We start from the raw sequence: 17,986 nt of genomic DNA on the forward strand, positions 1-17,986 counted from the left end.
ACAAAGAATGAAGAAGTTTGTGAACTTTAGATTTGTTGTTACCCTTGTCCTGGCAATATTTGCTAATGTGGCAACCTATGCACAAGATAATGTGGTTGATGAAGTAGTTTGGGTAGTAGGTGACGAAGCTATTTTAAAATCAGATGTAGAAGAGGCCCGTATGGATGCCTTGTATAATGGACGCAGATTCGAAGGCGATCCTTATTGTGTAATTCCTGAAGAGATTGCTGTGCAGAAGTTATTCCTGCATCAGGCAAAGTTGGACAGTATCGAGGTTTCCGAAGCGGAAATCATCCAGCGTGTGGATATGATGACCAATATGTACATCCAGCAGATCGGTTCCAGAGAGAAAATGGAGGAGTATTTCAATAAAACATCCACCCAGATTCGTGAAACTTTGCGTGATAATGCACGTGACGGATTGACGGTTCAGAAGATGCAGCAGAAACTGGCAGGAGATATCAAAGTGACTCCGGCAGAAGTACGCCGTTACTTCAAAGACCTTCCACAGGATAGTATCCCTTACATTCCTACACAGGTGGAAGTGCAGATTATTACTTTGCAACCTAAAATACCCGTTTCGGAAATCGAGGATGTAAAGAGGACACTGCGTGATTATACGGATCGTGTGACAAAAGGAGAAATCGACTTCTCTACATTGGCACGTTTGTATTCTGAAGATAAGGCTTCTGCCATTAAAGGTGGTGAATGTGGATTTATGGGACGTGGTATGATGGACCCCGCTTATGCGAATGTGGCATTCAGCTTGCAGGACCCGAAGAAAGTTTCCAAAATTGTAGAATCGGAATTTGGTTTCCATATTATCCAGTTGATTGAGAAGCGTGGTGACCGTGTTAATACCCGCCATATCCTGTTGCGTCCGAAAGTATCGGAAAAAGAACTGACCGAGGCTTGTGCCCGTCTGGATTCTATTGCAGATGATATTCGTGCTAATAAATTCACATTTGATGATGCAGCTGCTGTTATCTCACAAGATAAGGATACCCGTAACAATCACGGTATCATGGTGAACATCAATGAACATTCAGGTATCACTACTTCTAAGTTCCAGATGCAGGATCTTCCTCAAGACGTTGCTAAAGTAGTGGATAAGATGAATGTTGGTGAGATTTCCAAAGCTTTTACAATGATTAATGAGAAAGATGGAAAAGAAGTATGCGCTATCGTGAAATTGAAAACCAAAATCAATGGTCATAAAGCAACCATCGCGGAAGACTATCAGGATCTGAAAGAAATCGTAATGGATAAGCGTCGCGAAGAGGTGTTGCAGAAATGGATTCTGAACAAGCAAAAACACACTTATGTACGCATCAACGAAAACTGGCAGAAGTGTGACTTCAAGTATCCGGGTTGGGTCAAGAATGACTGATATAACCTTGCTTTGACTTTATATGCTGAAAAAGAATAAGAAAAATAAACAACAAGACAGGCATAGATGGCTCCTTATAGGCTTTCTATGCCTGTTTGGTGTATGTCTTGCAGCTCAGGTGAGACCTGGGGGACATCATCTGAAACCGGACAGGGATTCGGTAAAGCAGGTTGCGGATACCTCCCGGACGATGGAAAGCGGCAACGGACGGGCGGCGGATGCCGGGAAACAGCCGGAGAGTAAGAAGCTGCCGGAGAATAAGAAACAACCGGAGGACAGGAAGCATCCGGAGAACAAGACGCAGCCGGAGGACAGGAAACAACTGGAAGCCAGGAAGCAACCGGAAGACAAGAAACAGCCGGAGAACAAGAAGACGAAGGTTTACCTGCTTCATGCCGACGAAGGGCAAGCGGATAAGTTGGCTCGTCCCGATGTGCAAATCTTGGTCGGCAATGTGAAGTTGCGTCATGACAGTATGTATATGTACTGTGACAGCGCGTTGATTTTTGAGAAAACCAATTCGGTGGAAGCTTTTGAAAACGTCCGTATGGAACAGGGAGACACCTTGTTCATCTATGGCGATTATCTTTACTATGACGGTATGACGCAGATAGCGCAGCTTCGTGAAAATGTGAAGATGATTAACCGGAATACGACTCTGCTGACAGACAGTCTGAACTATGACCGTCTTTATGAACTTGGTTATTATTTCGAAGGCGGAACACTGATGGATGAAGAAAATGTATTGACTTCAGACTGGGGCGAGTATAGTCCTGCCACGAAACAATCGGTTTTCAATCATGATGTGAAGCTGGTTAATCCGAAGTTCGTGTTAACTTCCGATACGTTGAGATACAATACGGAGAACAAGATAGCCGTTATTCTCGGACCTTCGGACATCGTCAGCGATAATAACCATATCTATTCGGAAAGAGGATTCTACAATACCCTGACCGAACAGGCGGAACTTCTGGACCGTTCCGTCCTGACTAACCAGGGAAAAAAACTGGTGGGAGACAGTCTGTTTTACGACCGTGTGGCCGGTTATGGAGAAGCGTTCGACAATGTGAGAATGACGGATGTCATCAACAAGAACATGTTGACGGGAGATTATTGTTTCTACAACGAACTGACCGACTCCGCTTTTGCTACCAAGCGCGCCGTAGCCATTGATTATTCGCAGGGCGACAGTCTCTTCATGCATGCCGACACCTTGCAGATGGTATCTTACAATCTGAATACGGATTCCCTGTTCCGGTTGATGAAAGCCTTCCACAAAGTCCGCATGTATCGTACGGACGTGCAGGGAGTATGCGATTCGTTGGTCTATAATTCAAAAGACTCCTGTATGACTATGTACACCGACCCCATTCTCTGGAATGAAGGTCAGCAGTTGCTCGGCGAACAAATCAAGATTTATATGAATGACAGCACCATTGACTGGGCACATATAATCAATCAGGCGTTGACGGTGGAAATGAAAGATTCCATCCATTACAATCAAGTGTCCGGCAAAGAGATGAAAGCCTATTTTATAGATGGCGATATGCGCCATATCGAGGTCGTCGGCAATGTGCTGACCGCTTTCTATCCGGAAGAGAAAGACAGCACGATGACCGGATTCAATTGTCTGGAAGGAAGTGTGCTCCATCTTTATATGAAAGACAGGAAAATGGAAAAAGGGCTGTTCATCGGAAAGTCGAACGGAACGATGTATCCGATGGACCAGATACCGCCCGACAAATTGCGTTTGCCTACTTTCGCATGGTTTGACTATGTACGCCCGCTGAATAAAGAAGATATTTTCAACTGGAGAGGCAAGCGGGCAGGGGAGACCCTGAAACCGACTACCGACCGGAGGCCGAAAACAGATAAGCGAAACTTAATTAGTATGTAGTATGGGAATGTTTTTCAATTCGATGAGAAAACCGCGCGGCTTTCATCATCAGTACATTTACGTAGACGAGCGGAAAGAAAAGCTCGCTAAAATGGAAGAGAAAGCAAAACGTGACTTGGGAATGCTTCCGGAAAAAGAGTTCAGACCGGAAGATATCCGTGGTAAGTTCATTGAGGGAACTACCCATTTGAAACGGCGGAAAGCCAGTGGCCGCAAACCTGTTTCTTTTGGAGTCATATTGATAATCATCGCTTTTCTTCTGTATTTGTGGCACTACCTGGCAACGGGAAGCTGGAGTTTTTAATTAAAAGTTATAAATTAAAAATTAAAGAAGAGGAAAGAGCTGGATATTGAAAGTCTGTGGCATTGGTTTGACGGAATACGATTCCCGGATTTTAATTTTTAATTGTTAATTAACGAAGTATGAGCGATATAATTCATTTGTTACCAGACTCGGTAGCTAATCAGATTGCTGCCGGTGAAGTGATACAGCGGCCTGCGTCTGTTGTCAAAGAGCTAGTAGAAAATGCAATTGACGCGGAGGCGCAGAATATACACGTATTAGTGACCGATGCGGGGAAAACCTGTATCCAGGTGATTGACGACGGGAAAGGCATGTCCGAGACAGATGCCCGCCTTTCTTTCGAGCGGCATGCCACCTCAAAGATTCGGGAAGCTGCCGACTTGTTCGCCTTGCGTACGATGGGATTTCGCGGAGAGGCGCTTGCCTCTATCGCGGCGGTGGCACAGGTAGAGCTGAAAACACGCCCGGAATCGGAAGAGCTGGGGACCAGGCTGCAGGTAGCAGGCTCTAAGGTAGAGAGCCAGGAAGCCGTCTCCTGTTCCAAGGGAAGCAACTTCTCCGTAAAGAACCTCTTCTTCAATGTGCCGGCACGCCGGAAATTCCTGAAAGCAAACTCGACGGAACTTAGTAATATCCTCGCTGAGTTCGAACGCATCGCTCTGGTTCATCCGGATGTATCCTTTTCCCTTCACAGCAATGACTCGGAGCTATTCAACCTGCCGGTTTCTCCGTTGCGCCAGCGTATCATGGGAATCTTCGGAAAGAAAATCAACCAACAGTTGCTGAATATAGAGGTAAACACCACGATGGTGAAAATCTCCGGGTACGTAGCCAAGCCGGAAACAGCCCGTAAGAAAGGAGCCCATCAGTATTTCTTTGTCAACGGGCGTTATATGCGCCATCCTTATTTCCATAAAGCGGTGATGGAAGCCTACGAACAGTTGATTCCCGCCGGCGAACAGATTTCTTATTTCATTTATTTTGAAGTAGACCCGGCTAATATAGACGTAAACATCCATCCGACAAAGACCGAAATCAAATTTGAGAACGAGCAAGCCATCTGGCAAATACTTTCTGCGGCGGTCAAAGAATCGTTGGGCAAGTTCAGCGCCATTCCTTCCATTGATTTTGATACGGAAGATATGCCGGACATTCCGGCTTTCGAACAAAAACAGTCTTCCGCACCTCCGACAGTGCGGTATAATTCGGACTACAATCCCTTCAAAGTCTCTCCGGGAGGCGCGGGTGGGTCATACAGCCGTCCGAAGGTGGAATGGGAAGATTTATACGGCGGCTTGACCAAAGCCAGTAAAATGAACAGCCCGCAGCCGGAACCGGAAACAGAGCGAGAAGAACCTTCTGCCGGAGAAATGCCTGTCGTTATGGAAAGCCGGGCGGAGAAAGCCGTGTCGGCGGTTTCTTCCAGTCTATATGGAAACGATTCCGTCATAGAAAAAGGCAACCAGCATTTGCAGTTTAAGGGAAGATTCATATTGACCTCCGTAAAGTCCGGGCTGATGTTGATAGACCAGCACAGGGCACATATTCGCGTGCTGTTTGACCGGTATCTGAGCCAGATTCAGCAGAAACAAGGCGTGTCGCAAGGCGTTCTTTTCCCGGAAATATTGCAACTGCCGGCTTCCGAGGCCACAGTGCTGCAAAGCATCATGGATGATTTGACAGCCGTAGGCTTTGATTTGAGCGACCTGGGCGGCGGCAGTTATGCCGTTAACGGCGTTCCTTCGGGCATCGAAGGGCTCAATCCGGTCGAGCTGGTGCGCAATATGCTGCATACGGCTATGGAAAAGGGAAATGATGTCAAGGGAGAAATCCAAAGCATACTGGCCCTGACGTTAGCGCGGGCGACAGCCATCGTCTACGGGCAGGTGTTGAGCAATGAAGAGATGATGAATCTCGTAGACAGCCTTTTCGCTTGTCCCTCACCGAATTACACCCCGGATGGAAAAACGATTCTGGCTACCGTCAAGGAAGAAGACATCGAACGTTTATTCAAATGAAACAAATAAATTCATCTTTTCCTAAAACCTTTTAGTTCTGTTCGTGTTATTTAAATAGTTCAACAAAGAAAAAGATTTAAATAACCACTTAACTATTAGGTATATGAAAAAGATTCTAATGTTGCTGGCGTTTGCCGGCGTTGCGTCTGTCGCTTCTGCGCAGCAGACGATGACTGTAACTGAATATGAGGTTATTCAGGTGCAAGATAAATATCAAGTAATAACTAACCCTTTCTGGAGCAACTGGTTCTTCTCAGTAGGAGGCGGAGCACAGGTGCTGTATGGAAATAGCGACCATATCGGTAAATTCAGAGACCGTATCGCTCCTACATTCAATGTATCCGTCGGTAAATGGGTCACTCCGGGATTTGGGGTACGCCTGCAATACAGCGGCCTGCAAGCCAAAGGATTTACCACCAGCGAGACTGCCGAGTATGTCATCGGCGGTCCGAGAGACGACGGTTCCTACAAACAGAGATGGGACTATATGAACCTGCACGGAGATTTGATGATTAACCTGAACGCGCTTTTCGGCGGTTACAATCCTGACCGCGTCTATGAAATCATCCCGTATATCGGCGCCGGCTGGGCTCATGCTTATTCCCGTCCTCATACCAATACCGCTACCTTCAATGCAGGTATCATCAACCGTTTCCGTTTGTCGAGCGCCGTTGACCTGAACCTGGAGTTGAGCGCGACAGGGCTGGAAGGCAAGTTTGACGGAGAGCGCGGAGGCAAGCGCGATTATGACGGCATCCTGGGAGCTACCCTGGGAGTAACCTACTATTTCCCGACCCGCGGATTCCAACGTCCGGTTCCGCAGATTATCTCCGAGATAGAATTGAGCCAGATGCGTGACCAGATGAATGCGATGGCGGCTGCCAACATGCAGTTGCAACAACAGTTGGCGAATGCCAAACAACCGGTGGAAGTAGAAGAAACGGAAGAAGTCGTCATTACGGATACCAATATCGCTCCGCGTACCGTATTCTTCAAAATCGGTTCCGATAAATTGTCTCCGCAGGAAGAAATGAATCTGTCATATCTTGCTAGCAAGATAAAAGAATTCCCGAATACCACCTATACAATCAACGGATATGCAGACTCGGCAACCGGTACCCCCGCTTTCAATCAGAAGTTAAGCCTGGAGCGTGCGCAGGTAGTCAAAGATCTGCTGGTGAAGAAGTACGGCATTTCTGCCGACAGGTTGAAAGTCGCAGCCGGCGGCGGTGTTGACAAGTTCGGGCAACCGATTCTGAACCGTGTCGTACTGGTGGAATCGGCGCAATGATAAAATGAATTCAGCATCCGGCGATTCTCTGTAATCGCTTGCCGGAAGATAAAAACGGCTGGAAGCGGACCCCGGACAGGGCGTTTCGCTTTCAGCCGTTTTTATTTCATATCCTACCCGGTGAGACGGTAAAAACCGCGGAAAATGCAATCAGCCTGATAATGAAAGAATAAAAAAACGGATAATCGGGTCACAATCGGTTGCGGTGATTGATTATTGACTATCTTTGCGGCAATAATAACAAAAACATGCGAGATGACTCAATCTGTCTGTAAAGTATTCATTCTGTTCATAATGGTTGTCGGGCTATCCGGCTGTTCAGAGAAAGATGAAAATTCCGGTTCCGTAAACAATGTCGGCGGTATTATCGAGAAAGGCCCTTTCCTTACCGGGTCAAAAGTTATCCTTTATGAACTGGATGAAACACTGGGCCAGACAGGAAAAAACTTTAAGACGGAAACAATCAACGATAAAGGAGAATTTATTTTTCCGGGAATCGAATTGTCCGGCCGCTATGCAGAGCTTGAAATCAGCGGTTACTTTTATAATGAGGTGGAAGGGCAGCGTTCCCGTTCACAAATCCGTCTGAACGCCATTACCGATTTTACCGACAAGAAGAGTGCGAATGTGAACATTCTGACCCATCTGGAATTTAAGCGTGTGAAAAAGCTGATGAAAGAAGGCAAGAGCTTTGCGGATGCTAAAAAAACAGCGGAAAGAGAACTGTTGAAAGTCTTTCATATCCTTACGGAATTCAAGAACCCGGAACAAATCGGTTTGACGGACGGAGATGAGAATGCGGCAATGTTGCTGGCTGTCTCTTCCGTTTTGCTTTATGGTAAAACAGAAAGCGAGTTCTCCGAATTCATCTCCAAGTTAAGCAATGAATTTGCGGAAAACGGGGCAATTACCGACGAATTGCTGCTGGAAGAGATTTTCTACGGAGAAACGAATGTGGATGCCCTGTCGGTGACGGACCGTCTGAAAGCATATTATAAGACACAGGGGACGGAAATTGCCATCGGCAATATCCGGAAATACATTGACGGCAATGGCGACGGCATATTGGATGAGAAAGACGAGACAATCGGTGATGAAGACAAAGACAACCCTGCCGTGATTGAGCCGGAAGAAAATCATTGGAAAGACGAGCAGAGTTGCAGGGGATATATGGAATCCATCCATGCCAGTGTGAGCGACTATTTCCAGCTTATGGCGGTATCGGACGCTCTACGGTGTAAACAGGCAACGATACCCGGCATGCAGATAAGTCCGGACAATGTGTTGATAGGAAATGCTTGGGAGCGCGCTTATGTAGTTATGAGGATGATACATACCTTAATGGAACAGGATTATTCAAGTTCCGGTTTTGATGTAAAACCTTATCTCTGTTCAGTCCGTTTGTTGAGAAGCTGCATCTATTTGGACATGGTGCAACATTGGGGAAAAGTCCCGCTTGTGACCTGCCGGCTGGATTTGGGAGACAAGCTTGATATTCCCAGAACGCCGAAAGAAGAAGTGCTTGCCTTTGTCATCAATGAACTCAAAACCGTGTTACCTGATTTGCCGGATACTTCCGAAGATAACTTGCTCGTATCCAAAGATTGGGCACGGGCCATACTCGCGAATGCGATGCTGGAAAAAGAAGCGGCAGATTATCAAGAAGCGGCGGCACAACTGAAAGCGATTGTTAATCGTGAAAGTTATGCGCTTTTGGGCAGAGAACAATCAATCTATACGGAAAACAACCGTGAAGAAATATTCTCTTTAAAATTAACGGAATCCGCTGTCTCTTCCTATTTCGGAGAATTGATTCGGCAAGAAGGTACATTGCATCCCATCTATCGGTTTACAGGCATCGTCTTGAATGATGCAGAGGCTCTATTCCGTCTTGGAAAATACGATGAGGCGCTGGTTCAGATAAACAAAGTGAGGACATCCTTGAAAATGGCGGAGTTGCCATCCTTGCCCTCCGGTGAGATTTGTACGGAAATTGCCGGCCTTTGGGAGAAGGCGATAGGTAAGGATTACGGATATTTTGTCCTGTTGAGGCGTTTAGACCTGGCTGTCTCAAGATTAGGCATACAGCAATATGAAACCCTTTACCCTGTTCCGATGCGCGAACTTATCTTGAATGCTAAGATGGACCAGAATCCCGGCTATAAAAAGAGCCTTTCTCAAACTCCCGCATCATGAATATGACATCCGCCGCGTCATGTTTTCGTCCGGAAACGGCCGGGGCATATTCTCATATACCCCTTTATAGGCATGTTTCCCTTTATAAGGCCAGTCTGAGAGTACCGCAAAACATCTGATAATAGGATATTACCGTCCAGATATTCTATCAATGCCGTATCTGAAGAAGTCCGTATGTGATTCCAGAACCGCTGGGGCTGTCTTCCCTTCGGAAGAAAAATAATTTTTACGTCTTTTGGAAGAGCCTTTCAGTCTTATTGTCCGGCCTCTTGCTGCACGGAATACTTAAAGATACAAAAAGGGGGGCAAAATTCAATTTTAGAGGAAATGAACTCTTCATATGAAACCTGGGCACTCTTTATCTGAAACCCGGTACTCTTTATCTGAAACCTGGGTACTCTTTATCTGAAACCCGGCACTCTTTATCTGGAACCCGGCACTCTTTATCTGAAACCCGGCACTCTTCATCTGAAACCTGAGCACTCTTCATCTGAAACCTGAGCACTCTTCATCTGAAACCTGGGCACTCTTTGTCTGAAATCCGCCACTCTTTATCTGAAATCCGACACTCTTCATCTGAACCTGGACACTCTTTATCTGAACCCCGCCACTCTTTACCGGCAATAAAAAAACCGTATCAACTCTATTATTGAGTAATGATACGGCCATTTTTATGTTTATCAGTTCCAATCTGAACTGTTCCGAGTGTTCATCTTAGTTTCGACACACCCCCTATATTTTATGAATATCTCCTTATAAGGCAGATACTCCGTTGACGGTAGCTTTATGAGTAAAACAATTCCCTTATTCTTGGGAAAAACGTTTCACCTGTTCCTCAATCAACTCTTTATCATCGAAATAGTTGATTTTCATCGCCTTCTTGACATCAGCCAAAGTCTCGGCAGCGGCAGTCCTGGCTACTTCGCACCCTTTCCGTAACATGTCATAAACAGCGGGGATATCCTTGCTGAATTCTTTACGGCGGTTACGGATGGGTTCCAGTGTCTCCTGCATGATGGCGTTCAGGAAACGTTTCACCTTCACGTCGCCTAGCCCGCCGCGTTGATAGTGGGCTTTCAATTCGTCAAGATTCGGATAGTCCGGCAAATAACGTCCGAAATGTTCGGGACGGCAGAAAGCATCGAGATAGGTAAATACCGTATTCCCCTCAATCTTTCCCGGGTCCTGTACCCGCAGATGTCCGGGGTCGGTGTACATGCTCATGATTTTCTTTTGGACATCTTCCGGCTCTTCCGATAAATAAATGCAGTTCCCCAGCGACTTGCTCATTTTCGCTTTACCGTCGGTTCCCGGCAGGCGGAGACAAGCCGCATTGTCCGGCAGCAGGATTTCCGGCTCCACCAGTGTTTCGCCGTAGATATAATTAAAACGGCGGACAATCTCGCGCGCCTGTTCCAGCATCGGTTCCTGGTCTTCGCCCACAGGAACGGTTGTTGCCCGGAAAGCGGTGATATCGGCAGCCTGGCTGATGGGATAAGTGAAAAAACCTACCGGTATGCTCGCTTCGAAATTACGCATCTGGATTTCAGACTTCACGGTCGGATTGCGTTGCAGGCGGGATACGCTCACGAGGTCCATATAATAAAAACTGAGCTCGCACAATTCCGGTATCTGCGATTGGATAAAAATAGTGACTTTAGAAGGGTCCAGCCCGCATGCCAGATAGTCAAGAGCCACCTCAACCACATTCTGGCGCACCTTTTCAGGATTGTCAATATTATCCGTCAAAGCCTGCGCGTCAGCGATAAAGACAAACATCTTGCTGTAACCGCCCGCATCCTGCAATTCCACTCTGCGTTTTAAAGAACCGACATAATGACCGATATGAAGTCTTCCGGTAGGACGGTCGCCCGTCAATATGATTTTTTCTTTTCCCATGATTATTACCTTGATTATTTCGTAAAACTTAGCGGCAAAGATAAGGATAAAAACTGAAAGATGCATTAAAATGGAAGTACTTCATTGCCGGCGCCGGCAATCGGGCAAGTTCCGTAATCCTTATCGGTACGGCCTTCGTTGCAGGTCGAATCTTTCTGCAAAAAAGTGAACGTTTCTTTTTGTCATGTGCAAAATATGTCGTTACTTTGCACAAATTTTGAAGCTAACAATGAATCAACAGGAAATCAGAAGTAAGTATTATCTACATTCGGATGTTTTGCACCCGGAAACGGCAGACTTCTTCTCTTTTCTCCAAAAACGATATTTTAGTTCTTTGGTAATGCGTTAATCCTTTTTTGAGGGTAACGCATTTTTTTTATGGACGAACTTAGAAATAACAACTTATTATAACAACAAAAGAAATGGAAAAGGAAATCAAGAAAGTTCTCGTTTTGGGTTCTGGAGCACTCAAAATCGGACAGGCCGGAGAGTTCGACTACTCCGGTTCGCAAGCGCTGAAAGCTTTGAAAGAAGAAGGTATCAGTTCAGTATTGGTAAACCCGAACATCGCGACCATTCAGACTTCTGAAGGAATTGCCGATAAAGTGTATTTCCTTCCCGTGACTACTTATTTCGTAGAAGAGATTATCAAGAAAGAGCGTCCGGACGGCATCCTGCTGGCATTCGGCGGGCAAACGGCGTTGAATTGCGGTGCGGAACTCTATACGAAAGGTATTCTTGACAAATACGGTGTGAAAGTGCTCGGCACGTCGGTAGAGGCTATCATGTACACGGAAGACCGCGACCTGTTTGTGAAGAAACTGGATGAGATAGAAATGAAAACCCCCGTAAGCCAGGCAGTGGAAAGCATGGAAGATGCGATTGCCGCCGCCCGTAAAATCGGTTATCCCGTTATGGTACGTTCGGCTTATGCGTTGGGAGGACTTGGCAGCGGCATCTGCACGAATGAAGAAGAATTCCTGAAACTTGCCGAAAGCTCTTTCGCATTCTCCAAGCAAATCCTGGTGGAAGAATCCCTGAAAGGCTGGAAAGAAATCGAATTCGAAGTGATTCGCGACGCTAACGACCACTGCTTTACCGTAGCCAGCATGGAGAACTTCGACCCGCTGGGCATCCATACCGGTGAATCCATTGTTGTGGCTCCTACCTGTTCGCTCGATGATAAAGAATTGAAAATGCTGCAGGAATTGTCTACCAAATGTATCCGCCATTTAGGCATAGTAGGCGAATGCAACATCCAATACGCATTTAATTCGGAAACAGACGATTATCGCGTGATTGAAGTCAACGCCCGTTTGAGCCGCTCCTCCGCACTGGCGTCCAAAGCTACCGGTTATCCGCTGGCATTCGTTGCCGCGAAGATTGCGTTGGGATACTCGCTCGACCAAATCGGTGAGATGGGAACTCCGAATTCCGCCTATGTAGCTCCCCAACTGGACTATTATATCTGCAAGATTCCCCGTTGGGACTTGACAAAATTTGCCGGCGTGTCCCGCGAAATCGGTTCAAGCATGAAATCCGTAGGCGAAATCATGTCCATCGGCCGTTCTTTCGAAGAAATCATCCAGAAAGGGCTTCGTATGATAGGTCAGGGAATGCACGGGTTCGTAGGCAACGACGACCTGCATTTCGATGATTTGGACAAAGAACTCTCCTGCCCGACCGACTTGCGCATCTTTGCTATCGCGCAGGCTTTGGAAAAAGGATATACCATCAAGCGTGTCCATGAACTGACGAAGATTGACCCCTGGTTCCTCGGCAAACTGAAAAATATCGTTGATTACAAAGCGAAACTCTCCGCATATAATAAGGTGGAAGACATCCCCGCCGATGTGATGCGTGAAGCCAAGATACTGGGCTTCTCCGATTTCCAGATTGCGCGCTTCGTGCTGAATCCGGCAGGCAATATGGAGAAAGAAAATCTGGCAGTGCGTGCGCACCGCAAAGCGTTGGGCATTCTTCCGGCAGTAAAACGCATCAACACCGTTGCCTCCGAACATCCGGAGCTGACGAACTACCTGTATATGACCTATGCGGTGGAAGGTTACGACGTAAACTATTATAAGAATGAGAAATCGGTAGTCGTGCTGGGCTCTGGCGCTTACCGTATCGGAAGCTCCGTAGAGTTCGACTGGTGTTCGGTAAATGCCGTTCAGACTGCCCGCAAGCTGGGATATAAGTCAATCATGATTAACTATAATCCCGAAACGGTTTCTACCGACTACGACATGTGCGACCGTCTGTATTTCGACGAACTCTCTTTTGAACGGGTGCTTGACGTAATCGACCTTGAACAGCCCCGCGGGGTAATCGTTTCCGTAGGCGGACAGATTCCGAATAACCTGGCGATGAAACTCTACCGCCAGTCAGTTCCGGTGTTGGGAACTTCTCCCGTCTCCATCGACCGTGCCGAAAACCGTAACAAGTTCTCTGCAATGCTCGACCAGTTGGGCATCGACCAGCCGGCATGGCAAGAGTTGACAAGCCTCGAAGATGTGAAAGGATTTGTTGGCAAGGTGGGTTATCCGGTGCTGGTTCGTCCTTCCTACGTGCTTTCAGGAGCGGCGATGAATGTATGTTACGATGACGAAGAACTGGAGAACTTCCTGAAAATGGCAGCCGAAGTATCTAAAGAATACCCGGTCGTTGTTTCACAGTTCCTTGAAAATACCAAAGAAATAGAGTTCGACGCCGTTGCACAAAACGGGGAAGTGGTAGAGTACGCAATCTCGGAACATGTGGAATTTGCCGGCGTTCATTCCGGTGACGCCACGCTGGTGTTCCCCGCACAGAAAATTTACTTTGCTACTGCCCGCCGTATCAAGAAAATCAGCCGTCAGATAGCGAAAGAGCTGAACATCTCCGGCCCGTTCAATATTCAGTTCCTTGCCCGCAACAACGAAGTGAAAGTCATTGAATGCAACCTGCGCGCATCCCGCAGCTTCCCGTTCGTGTCTAAGGTATTGAAACGCAATTTTATCGAGACGGCAACCCGTATCATGCTTGACGCACCGTACACCCGGCCGGACAAATCAGCATTCGACATTGACTGGATTGGAGTGAAAGCGTCCCAGTTCTCCTTCTCCCGTCTGCATAAGGCCGACCCGGTACTGGGCGTAGATATGTCCTCCACGGGTGAAGTAGGGTGCATCGGCGATGATTTCTCCGAAGCGCTGCTGAATGCGATGATTGCTACAGGCTTCAAAATCCCGGAAAAGGCAGTGATGTTCTCCTCCGGAGCAATGAAGTCGAAAGTCGATTTGCTGGATGCAAGCCGCATGCTGTTTGCCAAAGGATATAAAGTGTATGCCACTGCCGGAACCGCGGCATTCCTGAATGCCCACGGAGTAGATACGACTCCCGTTTACTGGCCTGACGAGAAGCCGGATGCAGAGAACAATGTAATGAAAATGATTGCCGACCATAAGTTCGATTTGATTGTCAATATCCCGAAAAACCATAGTAAACGTGAGTTGACGAATGGCTATCGTATCCGTCGCGGCGCAATCGACCACAACATTCCGCTGATTACCAATGCTCGTCTGGCGAGCGCTTTCATTGAAGCTTTCTGCGAATTGAAACAGGAAGATATTCAGATTAAGAGCTGGCAGGAATACAAATGATGCCCCTCTGCTCAGGCAAACGCCTGAAAGCGGTTGTATGATAAATGAGGTTCCGAAACGGATTTTGAAGATAAAGAATCTTTGTTGACGCCTCTTTAAGATAAATCCCCTTGTTCAGTTCCCCGTCAGTGATGGATGGGAACCGGAACAAGGGGATTTTCATGTTTTGACCTTGCGGCGGCAAGTAACGATATGACTGTCCGGCGCTTTTACAGTCTCTTTCGTATGCTTGTCCGTTTTTTATAGCCTCTTCCGTGTGACTGTCCAGTGTTTTACAGCCTTTTCCGTATAGCTGTCCGTTACATTTCATGCTCCCCTTGCTTAAATCCGTTCGGTTTCATACTTTTGCAACATCTTTAAAATGACAACTCATACAGGAATAACAAAGGGACAAGTAAACTTATTTAGTTTTAGAAAGATATTGAGTAAACTCACTTAGGTATAACAAGCGAAGTTGTCAACTAAATCCAGTGTAGTACATTCCTACGGCAGAATAGAATGTTCCGTCCTATTGAAACGGTTCGTTCCATTGCATGAAACAGTTTGTTCCATTGTATGAAACTGTAGTTTCAGTAGTTAGGAAACTTTAGTTTCATGCCTTTGAAACTATGGTTTCTTTCTGTTGAAACTCTAGTTCCATGCAGCAGAAACTTTAGTTTCAAGCAGTAGAAACCGGTATGGAACTAAAGAGGGCAGGGATAACACTGCAATATGCCGGATAACGTGGGCTGCCTGTCAGTTTATGCTTGAATAGGGGCGGGCATTTTGGGCTGTTGCCGGATGGCGTAACCCCCTGTATCGAGGGGATGTCGGCGGGGCTGTCCAACCTTATGCCGCAACTTGGTGCAATCTTTGGTTTTATTTTCTATCTTTGTCCCGATAACTGTCATTTTAGAATCATTATTATAGAGAAATGCTTGTTCTTTTATCTTGTGCCAAGACGATGAGTGAGACCTCAAAGGTGAAACTGCCTTTGGCTACTGTGCCCCGTTTTCAGAAAGAAGCGTCCGGAATAGCCTTGCAGATGTCTCAGTTCTCAGTGGGCGAACTGGAACGCCTGTTACGTGTGAATGCGAAGATTGCCGTTGAAAATTATAAACGCTATCAGGCTTTTCATGCCGGAGCGGGTTCCGGAACGGCTGCTTTGCTCGCTTATACGGGAATCGTGTTCAAGCGCCTGAATCCTAAAGATTTTTCAGCGTCGGATTTTGAATATGCCCAAGAACATTTGCGGTTGACCTCTTTTTGTTACGGGCTGCTTCGTCCGTTGGATGTGATTCGTTCCTATCGCCTGGAAGGGGATGTGGTATTGCCGGAGTTGGGAAACCGGAACCTGTTTTTCTATTGGCAATCCCGGTTGACGGATACATTTATACAAGATATAAAGAATGCGGGAGGGGTTTTGTGCAATCTGGCAAGTGACGAGATGAAAGGGCTGTTTGACTGGAAAAGGGTAGAAAAGGAAGTACGTGTCGTGACGCCTGAGTTCCATGTGTGGAAAAACGGAAAGCTGGCTACGGTAGTGATATATACCAAGATGTCGCGCGGTGAGATGGCCCGTTTTATTTTAAAGAATCGAGTGGAAACCCCGGAAGAGCTGAAAGGATTCTCATGGGAAGGATTCGAGTTTGACGAAACCCTTTCAGATGAAAACAAGCTGGTATTTGTTAACGGAAAAGAAAGATAAAACAGTATGACGGAAATAGAAAAAATGAGAAACAGCCTGCTGGCGGATATGTCCGTACCTGAGTTGCAGGCGAGTTTTGAACGCGCTAAGAATTTGTTGGCGCGTATGCGGGGAATGAGTACGTATGATGAAGAATACAGAAAGTTGTTGGAAGAACTGGTGCCGGGAATTCCTGAAACTTCAATTATATGCCCGCCTTTTCATTGCGACCACGGCGATGGCATCAGGCTGGGCGAACATGTGTTTGTCAATGCCAATTGTACGTTTCTGGACGGCGGGTATATCACGATTGGCGCCCATACGCTGGTAGGACCTTGCGTGCAGATTTATACGCCCCATCATCCGATGGATTACATGGAAAGGAGAGGCTCTGAGGAGTATGCCTATCCGGTGACAATCGGTGAAGACTGCTGGATTGGCGGCGGAGCCATTCTCTGTCCCGGAGTGACGATAGGCGACCGTTGTGTGATAGGAGCGGGGAGTGTCGTGACGAAAGATATTCCCGACGACAGTGTGGCGGTCGGGAATCCGGCGCGGGTTATCCGGAAGCAGTCTTGACCGGGCAGCCTTTATTTCCCGGACTTTAGAGTGCCTGCGCGATAATCTTCGTTGCGGAGCCGCTTTCCGGCAAAGGCATATTTGCGTCCGAAGCTGACATTCCGGGAGAAGGTGAAGGCGGACATCCCCATAGCGGGTGTCTGCTGATATTGGTATGGCAGGTGCAGGCTGCTGCCGGACAGCCCTTTGCGATAGTCAATGTTCAGTGTATTATTACAGATGGCCGGCATTTTCAATTCCGGGTTCCCACAGTGTATCTGTAAAGAATCAATCAACTGTTCCACATCATTCAAGTCAGATAATGCGGGGATTCCCTTGGAAATTTGTCCTTGGTAACGAATATGAACATTGTCGGAAAGATGGCAGGTGAACTGGATGCGGGGCAGGAATGAATGGCTCCGGTATCCTTTTCCTTCCTGGTTAAATCGGGAACAGTCGCCTTGCAGCCCTAAGGAATAATTGAAATCCTTTATTTTGCCGCTGTATTCCATGTAGACGGAGGTATAGGGCTCCTGCAACTGTGTCTCTGCCGAAGAAGTGCCCGCATATTTGTTTTCGGTCAGCGATTTTCAGTCAGCAGTTGCCGGTTAGCGGTTGCCGGTAACGGATGCCTGTGTTGAACCGGTTGCCGGTGAGATTCTTTTCGTAAATCCTTTCGCCGGTGAACGCCTGTTTCTTTCCGCGGGTGGCCGGGTAAATATCGGTCATTGCGGTTGAAAGATGGCATTGGCAACCTCTGACCGGTTCTTTGCCGGATACGATTCTTCCTTTTAATTACAGGTCTTGTGCAATAAGCGACATGCACAGGCATAAGAATGCTGTGGTCGTAATGGTCGTTTCATGTATTTTTTATCGTTATAAAGAAAGAACCGCGGTTGTCTTTGTCTTGTTATGTCTGTTAGACGGAACGGAGAAGTGAAAGCAGTACGAAGAAAAAAAGTTTTTTTATCGGTTGATAATCAGCTTGTTCTTTTATATGACCGAAAATTTCTTGAAAAATATTACAGGAAATGTTTGGAGGTTTCGAAAAAAGCCGTACCTTTGCAACGCTTTTGAAACGGAAGTGTACGGGCGTTTAGCTCAGCTGGTTCAGAGCATCTGC

Annotated in this window: 13 protein-coding genes; 9 read left to right on the plus strand and 4 right to left on the minus strand. The window is 46.8% G+C overall.

All coding sequences use genetic code 11. From position 1 onward, the window contains the following. Positions 1-7 precede the first annotated feature (7 nt). The 6 genes from Q5076_RS13755 to Q5076_RS13780 all read left to right on the plus strand — a co-directional run bounded on the left by Q5076_RS13755 (position 8) and on the right by Q5076_RS13780 (position 9,096). The gene (locus tag Q5076_RS13755) at positions 8-1,390 is read left to right on the plus strand and encodes a peptidylprolyl isomerase (protein WP_004297172.1); all 1,383 of its coding nucleotides are present in this window, start codon (positions 8-10) and stop codon (positions 1,388-1,390) included. 22 nt (positions 1,391-1,412) lie between these two features. Beyond that, the gene (locus Q5076_RS13760; protein ID WP_303014172.1) at positions 1,413-3,287 is read left to right on the plus strand and encodes an OstA-like protein; all 1,875 of its coding nucleotides are present in this window, start codon (positions 1,413-1,415) and stop codon (positions 3,285-3,287) included. 1 nt (position 3,288) lies between these two features. Then, positions 3,289-3,591 (plus strand): hypothetical protein, encoded by a 303-nt coding sequence (locus Q5076_RS13765; RefSeq protein WP_303014173.1) that lies wholly within the window; start codon positions 3,289-3,291, stop codon positions 3,589-3,591. A gap of 119 nt (positions 3,592-3,710) precedes the next feature. After that, positions 3,711-5,609, plus strand: a complete 1,899-nt coding sequence (gene mutL / locus Q5076_RS13770; protein ID WP_303014174.1) for a DNA mismatch repair endonuclease MutL — start codon at positions 3,711-3,713, stop codon at positions 5,607-5,609. A 103-nt stretch (positions 5,610-5,712) separates the two neighbouring features. Continuing rightward, positions 5,713-6,900 carry an OmpA family protein gene (locus Q5076_RS13775; protein ID WP_303014175.1) on the plus strand — a complete coding sequence of 396 codons (1,188 nt, stop codon included), beginning with the start codon at positions 5,713-5,715 and terminating at the stop codon, positions 6,898-6,900. A gap of 255 nt (positions 6,901-7,155) precedes the next feature. Continuing rightward, entirely contained in the window at positions 7,156-9,096 is a 1,941-nt protein-coding gene (locus Q5076_RS13780) for a RagB/SusD family nutrient uptake outer membrane protein (protein ID WP_303014176.1), read from the plus strand. Between the two features lie 804 nt (positions 9,097-9,900). Here Q5076_RS13780 and trpS read toward each other — a convergent pair. Then, positions 9,901-10,995, minus strand: coding sequence for a tryptophan--tRNA ligase (trpS, locus tag Q5076_RS13785; RefSeq protein ID WP_303014177.1), 1,095 nt, complete (start codon positions 10,993-10,995; stop codon positions 9,901-9,903). A 422-nt stretch (positions 10,996-11,417) separates the two neighbouring features. On the opposite strand from trpS, the gene carB reads away from it, so the two are divergent. Further along, positions 11,418-14,639, plus strand: a complete 3,222-nt coding sequence (gene carB / locus Q5076_RS13790) for a carbamoyl-phosphate synthase (glutamine-hydrolyzing) large subunit (protein ID WP_303014178.1) — start codon at positions 11,418-11,420, stop codon at positions 14,637-14,639. On the opposite strand, the gene Q5076_RS13795 is transcribed toward carB, so the two are convergent. Continuing rightward, positions 14,614-14,949 carry a hypothetical protein gene (locus Q5076_RS13795; protein ID WP_303014179.1) on the minus strand — a complete coding sequence of 112 codons (336 nt, stop codon included), beginning with the start codon at positions 14,947-14,949 and terminating at the stop codon, positions 14,614-14,616. The genes carB and Q5076_RS13795 overlap by 26 nt on opposite strands. A 603-nt stretch (positions 14,950-15,552) precedes the next feature. Here Q5076_RS13795 and yaaA point away from each other — a divergent pair. Together yaaA and Q5076_RS13805 are read left to right on the plus strand one after the other, a co-directional pair. Further along, positions 15,553-16,326, plus strand: a complete 774-nt coding sequence (gene yaaA, locus Q5076_RS13800) for a peroxide stress protein YaaA (RefSeq protein WP_303014180.1) — start codon at positions 15,553-15,555, stop codon at positions 16,324-16,326. A 6-nt stretch (positions 16,327-16,332) separates the two neighbouring features. Next, positions 16,333-16,884 (plus strand): sugar O-acetyltransferase, encoded by a 552-nt coding sequence (locus Q5076_RS13805; RefSeq protein WP_303014181.1) that lies wholly within the window; start codon positions 16,333-16,335, stop codon positions 16,882-16,884. Between the two features lie 11 nt (positions 16,885-16,895). Here the strand turns inward: Q5076_RS13805 and Q5076_RS13810 are convergent, their stop codons facing one another. Next, positions 16,896-17,375, minus strand: a complete 480-nt coding sequence (locus tag Q5076_RS13810; protein ID WP_303014182.1) for an outer membrane beta-barrel protein — start codon at positions 17,373-17,375, stop codon at positions 16,896-16,898. A gap of 82 nt (positions 17,376-17,457) precedes the next feature. Further along, positions 17,458-17,592 carry a hypothetical protein gene (locus tag Q5076_RS13815; protein WP_303014183.1) on the minus strand — a complete coding sequence of 45 codons (135 nt, stop codon included), beginning with the start codon at positions 17,590-17,592 and terminating at the stop codon, positions 17,458-17,460. Positions 17,593-17,986 lie beyond the last annotated feature (394 nt).

The sequence above is a fragment of the uncultured Bacteroides sp. genome, assembly GCF_958445495.1.
Classification (GTDB): domain Bacteria; phylum Bacteroidota; class Bacteroidia; order Bacteroidales; family Bacteroidaceae; genus Bacteroides.

What these genes read in the sequence shown, in the direction of transcription:
- carB (WP_303014178.1), top strand. Translation starts at nt 11,418, where the DNA reads ATGGAAAAGGAAATCAAGAAAGTTCTCGTTTTGGGTTCTGGAGCACTC.
- Q5076_RS13815 (WP_303014183.1), bottom strand. Translation starts at nt 17,592, where the DNA reads ATGACCGATATTTACCCGGCCACCCGCGGAAAGAAACAGGCGTTCACC.
- Q5076_RS13760 (WP_303014172.1), top strand. Translation starts at nt 1,413, where the DNA reads ATGCTGAAAAAGAATAAGAAAAATAAACAACAAGACAGGCATAGATGG.
- Q5076_RS13795 (WP_303014179.1), bottom strand. Translation starts at nt 14,949, where the DNA reads ATGAAATGTAACGGACAGCTATACGGAAAAGGCTGTAAAACACTGGAC.
- yaaA (WP_303014180.1), top strand. Translation starts at nt 15,553, where the DNA reads ATGCTTGTTCTTTTATCTTGTGCCAAGACGATGAGTGAGACCTCAAAG.
- trpS (WP_303014177.1), bottom strand. Translation starts at nt 10,995, where the DNA reads ATGGGAAAAGAAAAAATCATATTGACGGGCGACCGTCCTACCGGAAGA.
- mutL (WP_303014174.1), top strand. Translation starts at nt 3,711, where the DNA reads ATGAGCGATATAATTCATTTGTTACCAGACTCGGTAGCTAATCAGATT.
- Q5076_RS13775 (WP_303014175.1), top strand. Translation starts at nt 5,713, where the DNA reads ATGAAAAAGATTCTAATGTTGCTGGCGTTTGCCGGCGTTGCGTCTGTC.
- Q5076_RS13805 (WP_303014181.1), top strand. Translation starts at nt 16,333, where the DNA reads ATGACGGAAATAGAAAAAATGAGAAACAGCCTGCTGGCGGATATGTCC.
- Q5076_RS13765 (WP_303014173.1), top strand. Translation starts at nt 3,289, where the DNA reads ATGGGAATGTTTTTCAATTCGATGAGAAAACCGCGCGGCTTTCATCAT.
- Q5076_RS13755 (WP_004297172.1), top strand. Translation starts at nt 8, where the DNA reads ATGAAGAAGTTTGTGAACTTTAGATTTGTTGTTACCCTTGTCCTGGCA.
- Q5076_RS13810 (WP_303014182.1), bottom strand. Translation starts at nt 17,375, where the DNA reads ATGGAATACAGCGGCAAAATAAAGGATTTCAATTATTCCTTAGGGCTG.
- Q5076_RS13780 (WP_303014176.1), top strand. Translation starts at nt 7,156, where the DNA reads ATGACTCAATCTGTCTGTAAAGTATTCATTCTGTTCATAATGGTTGTC.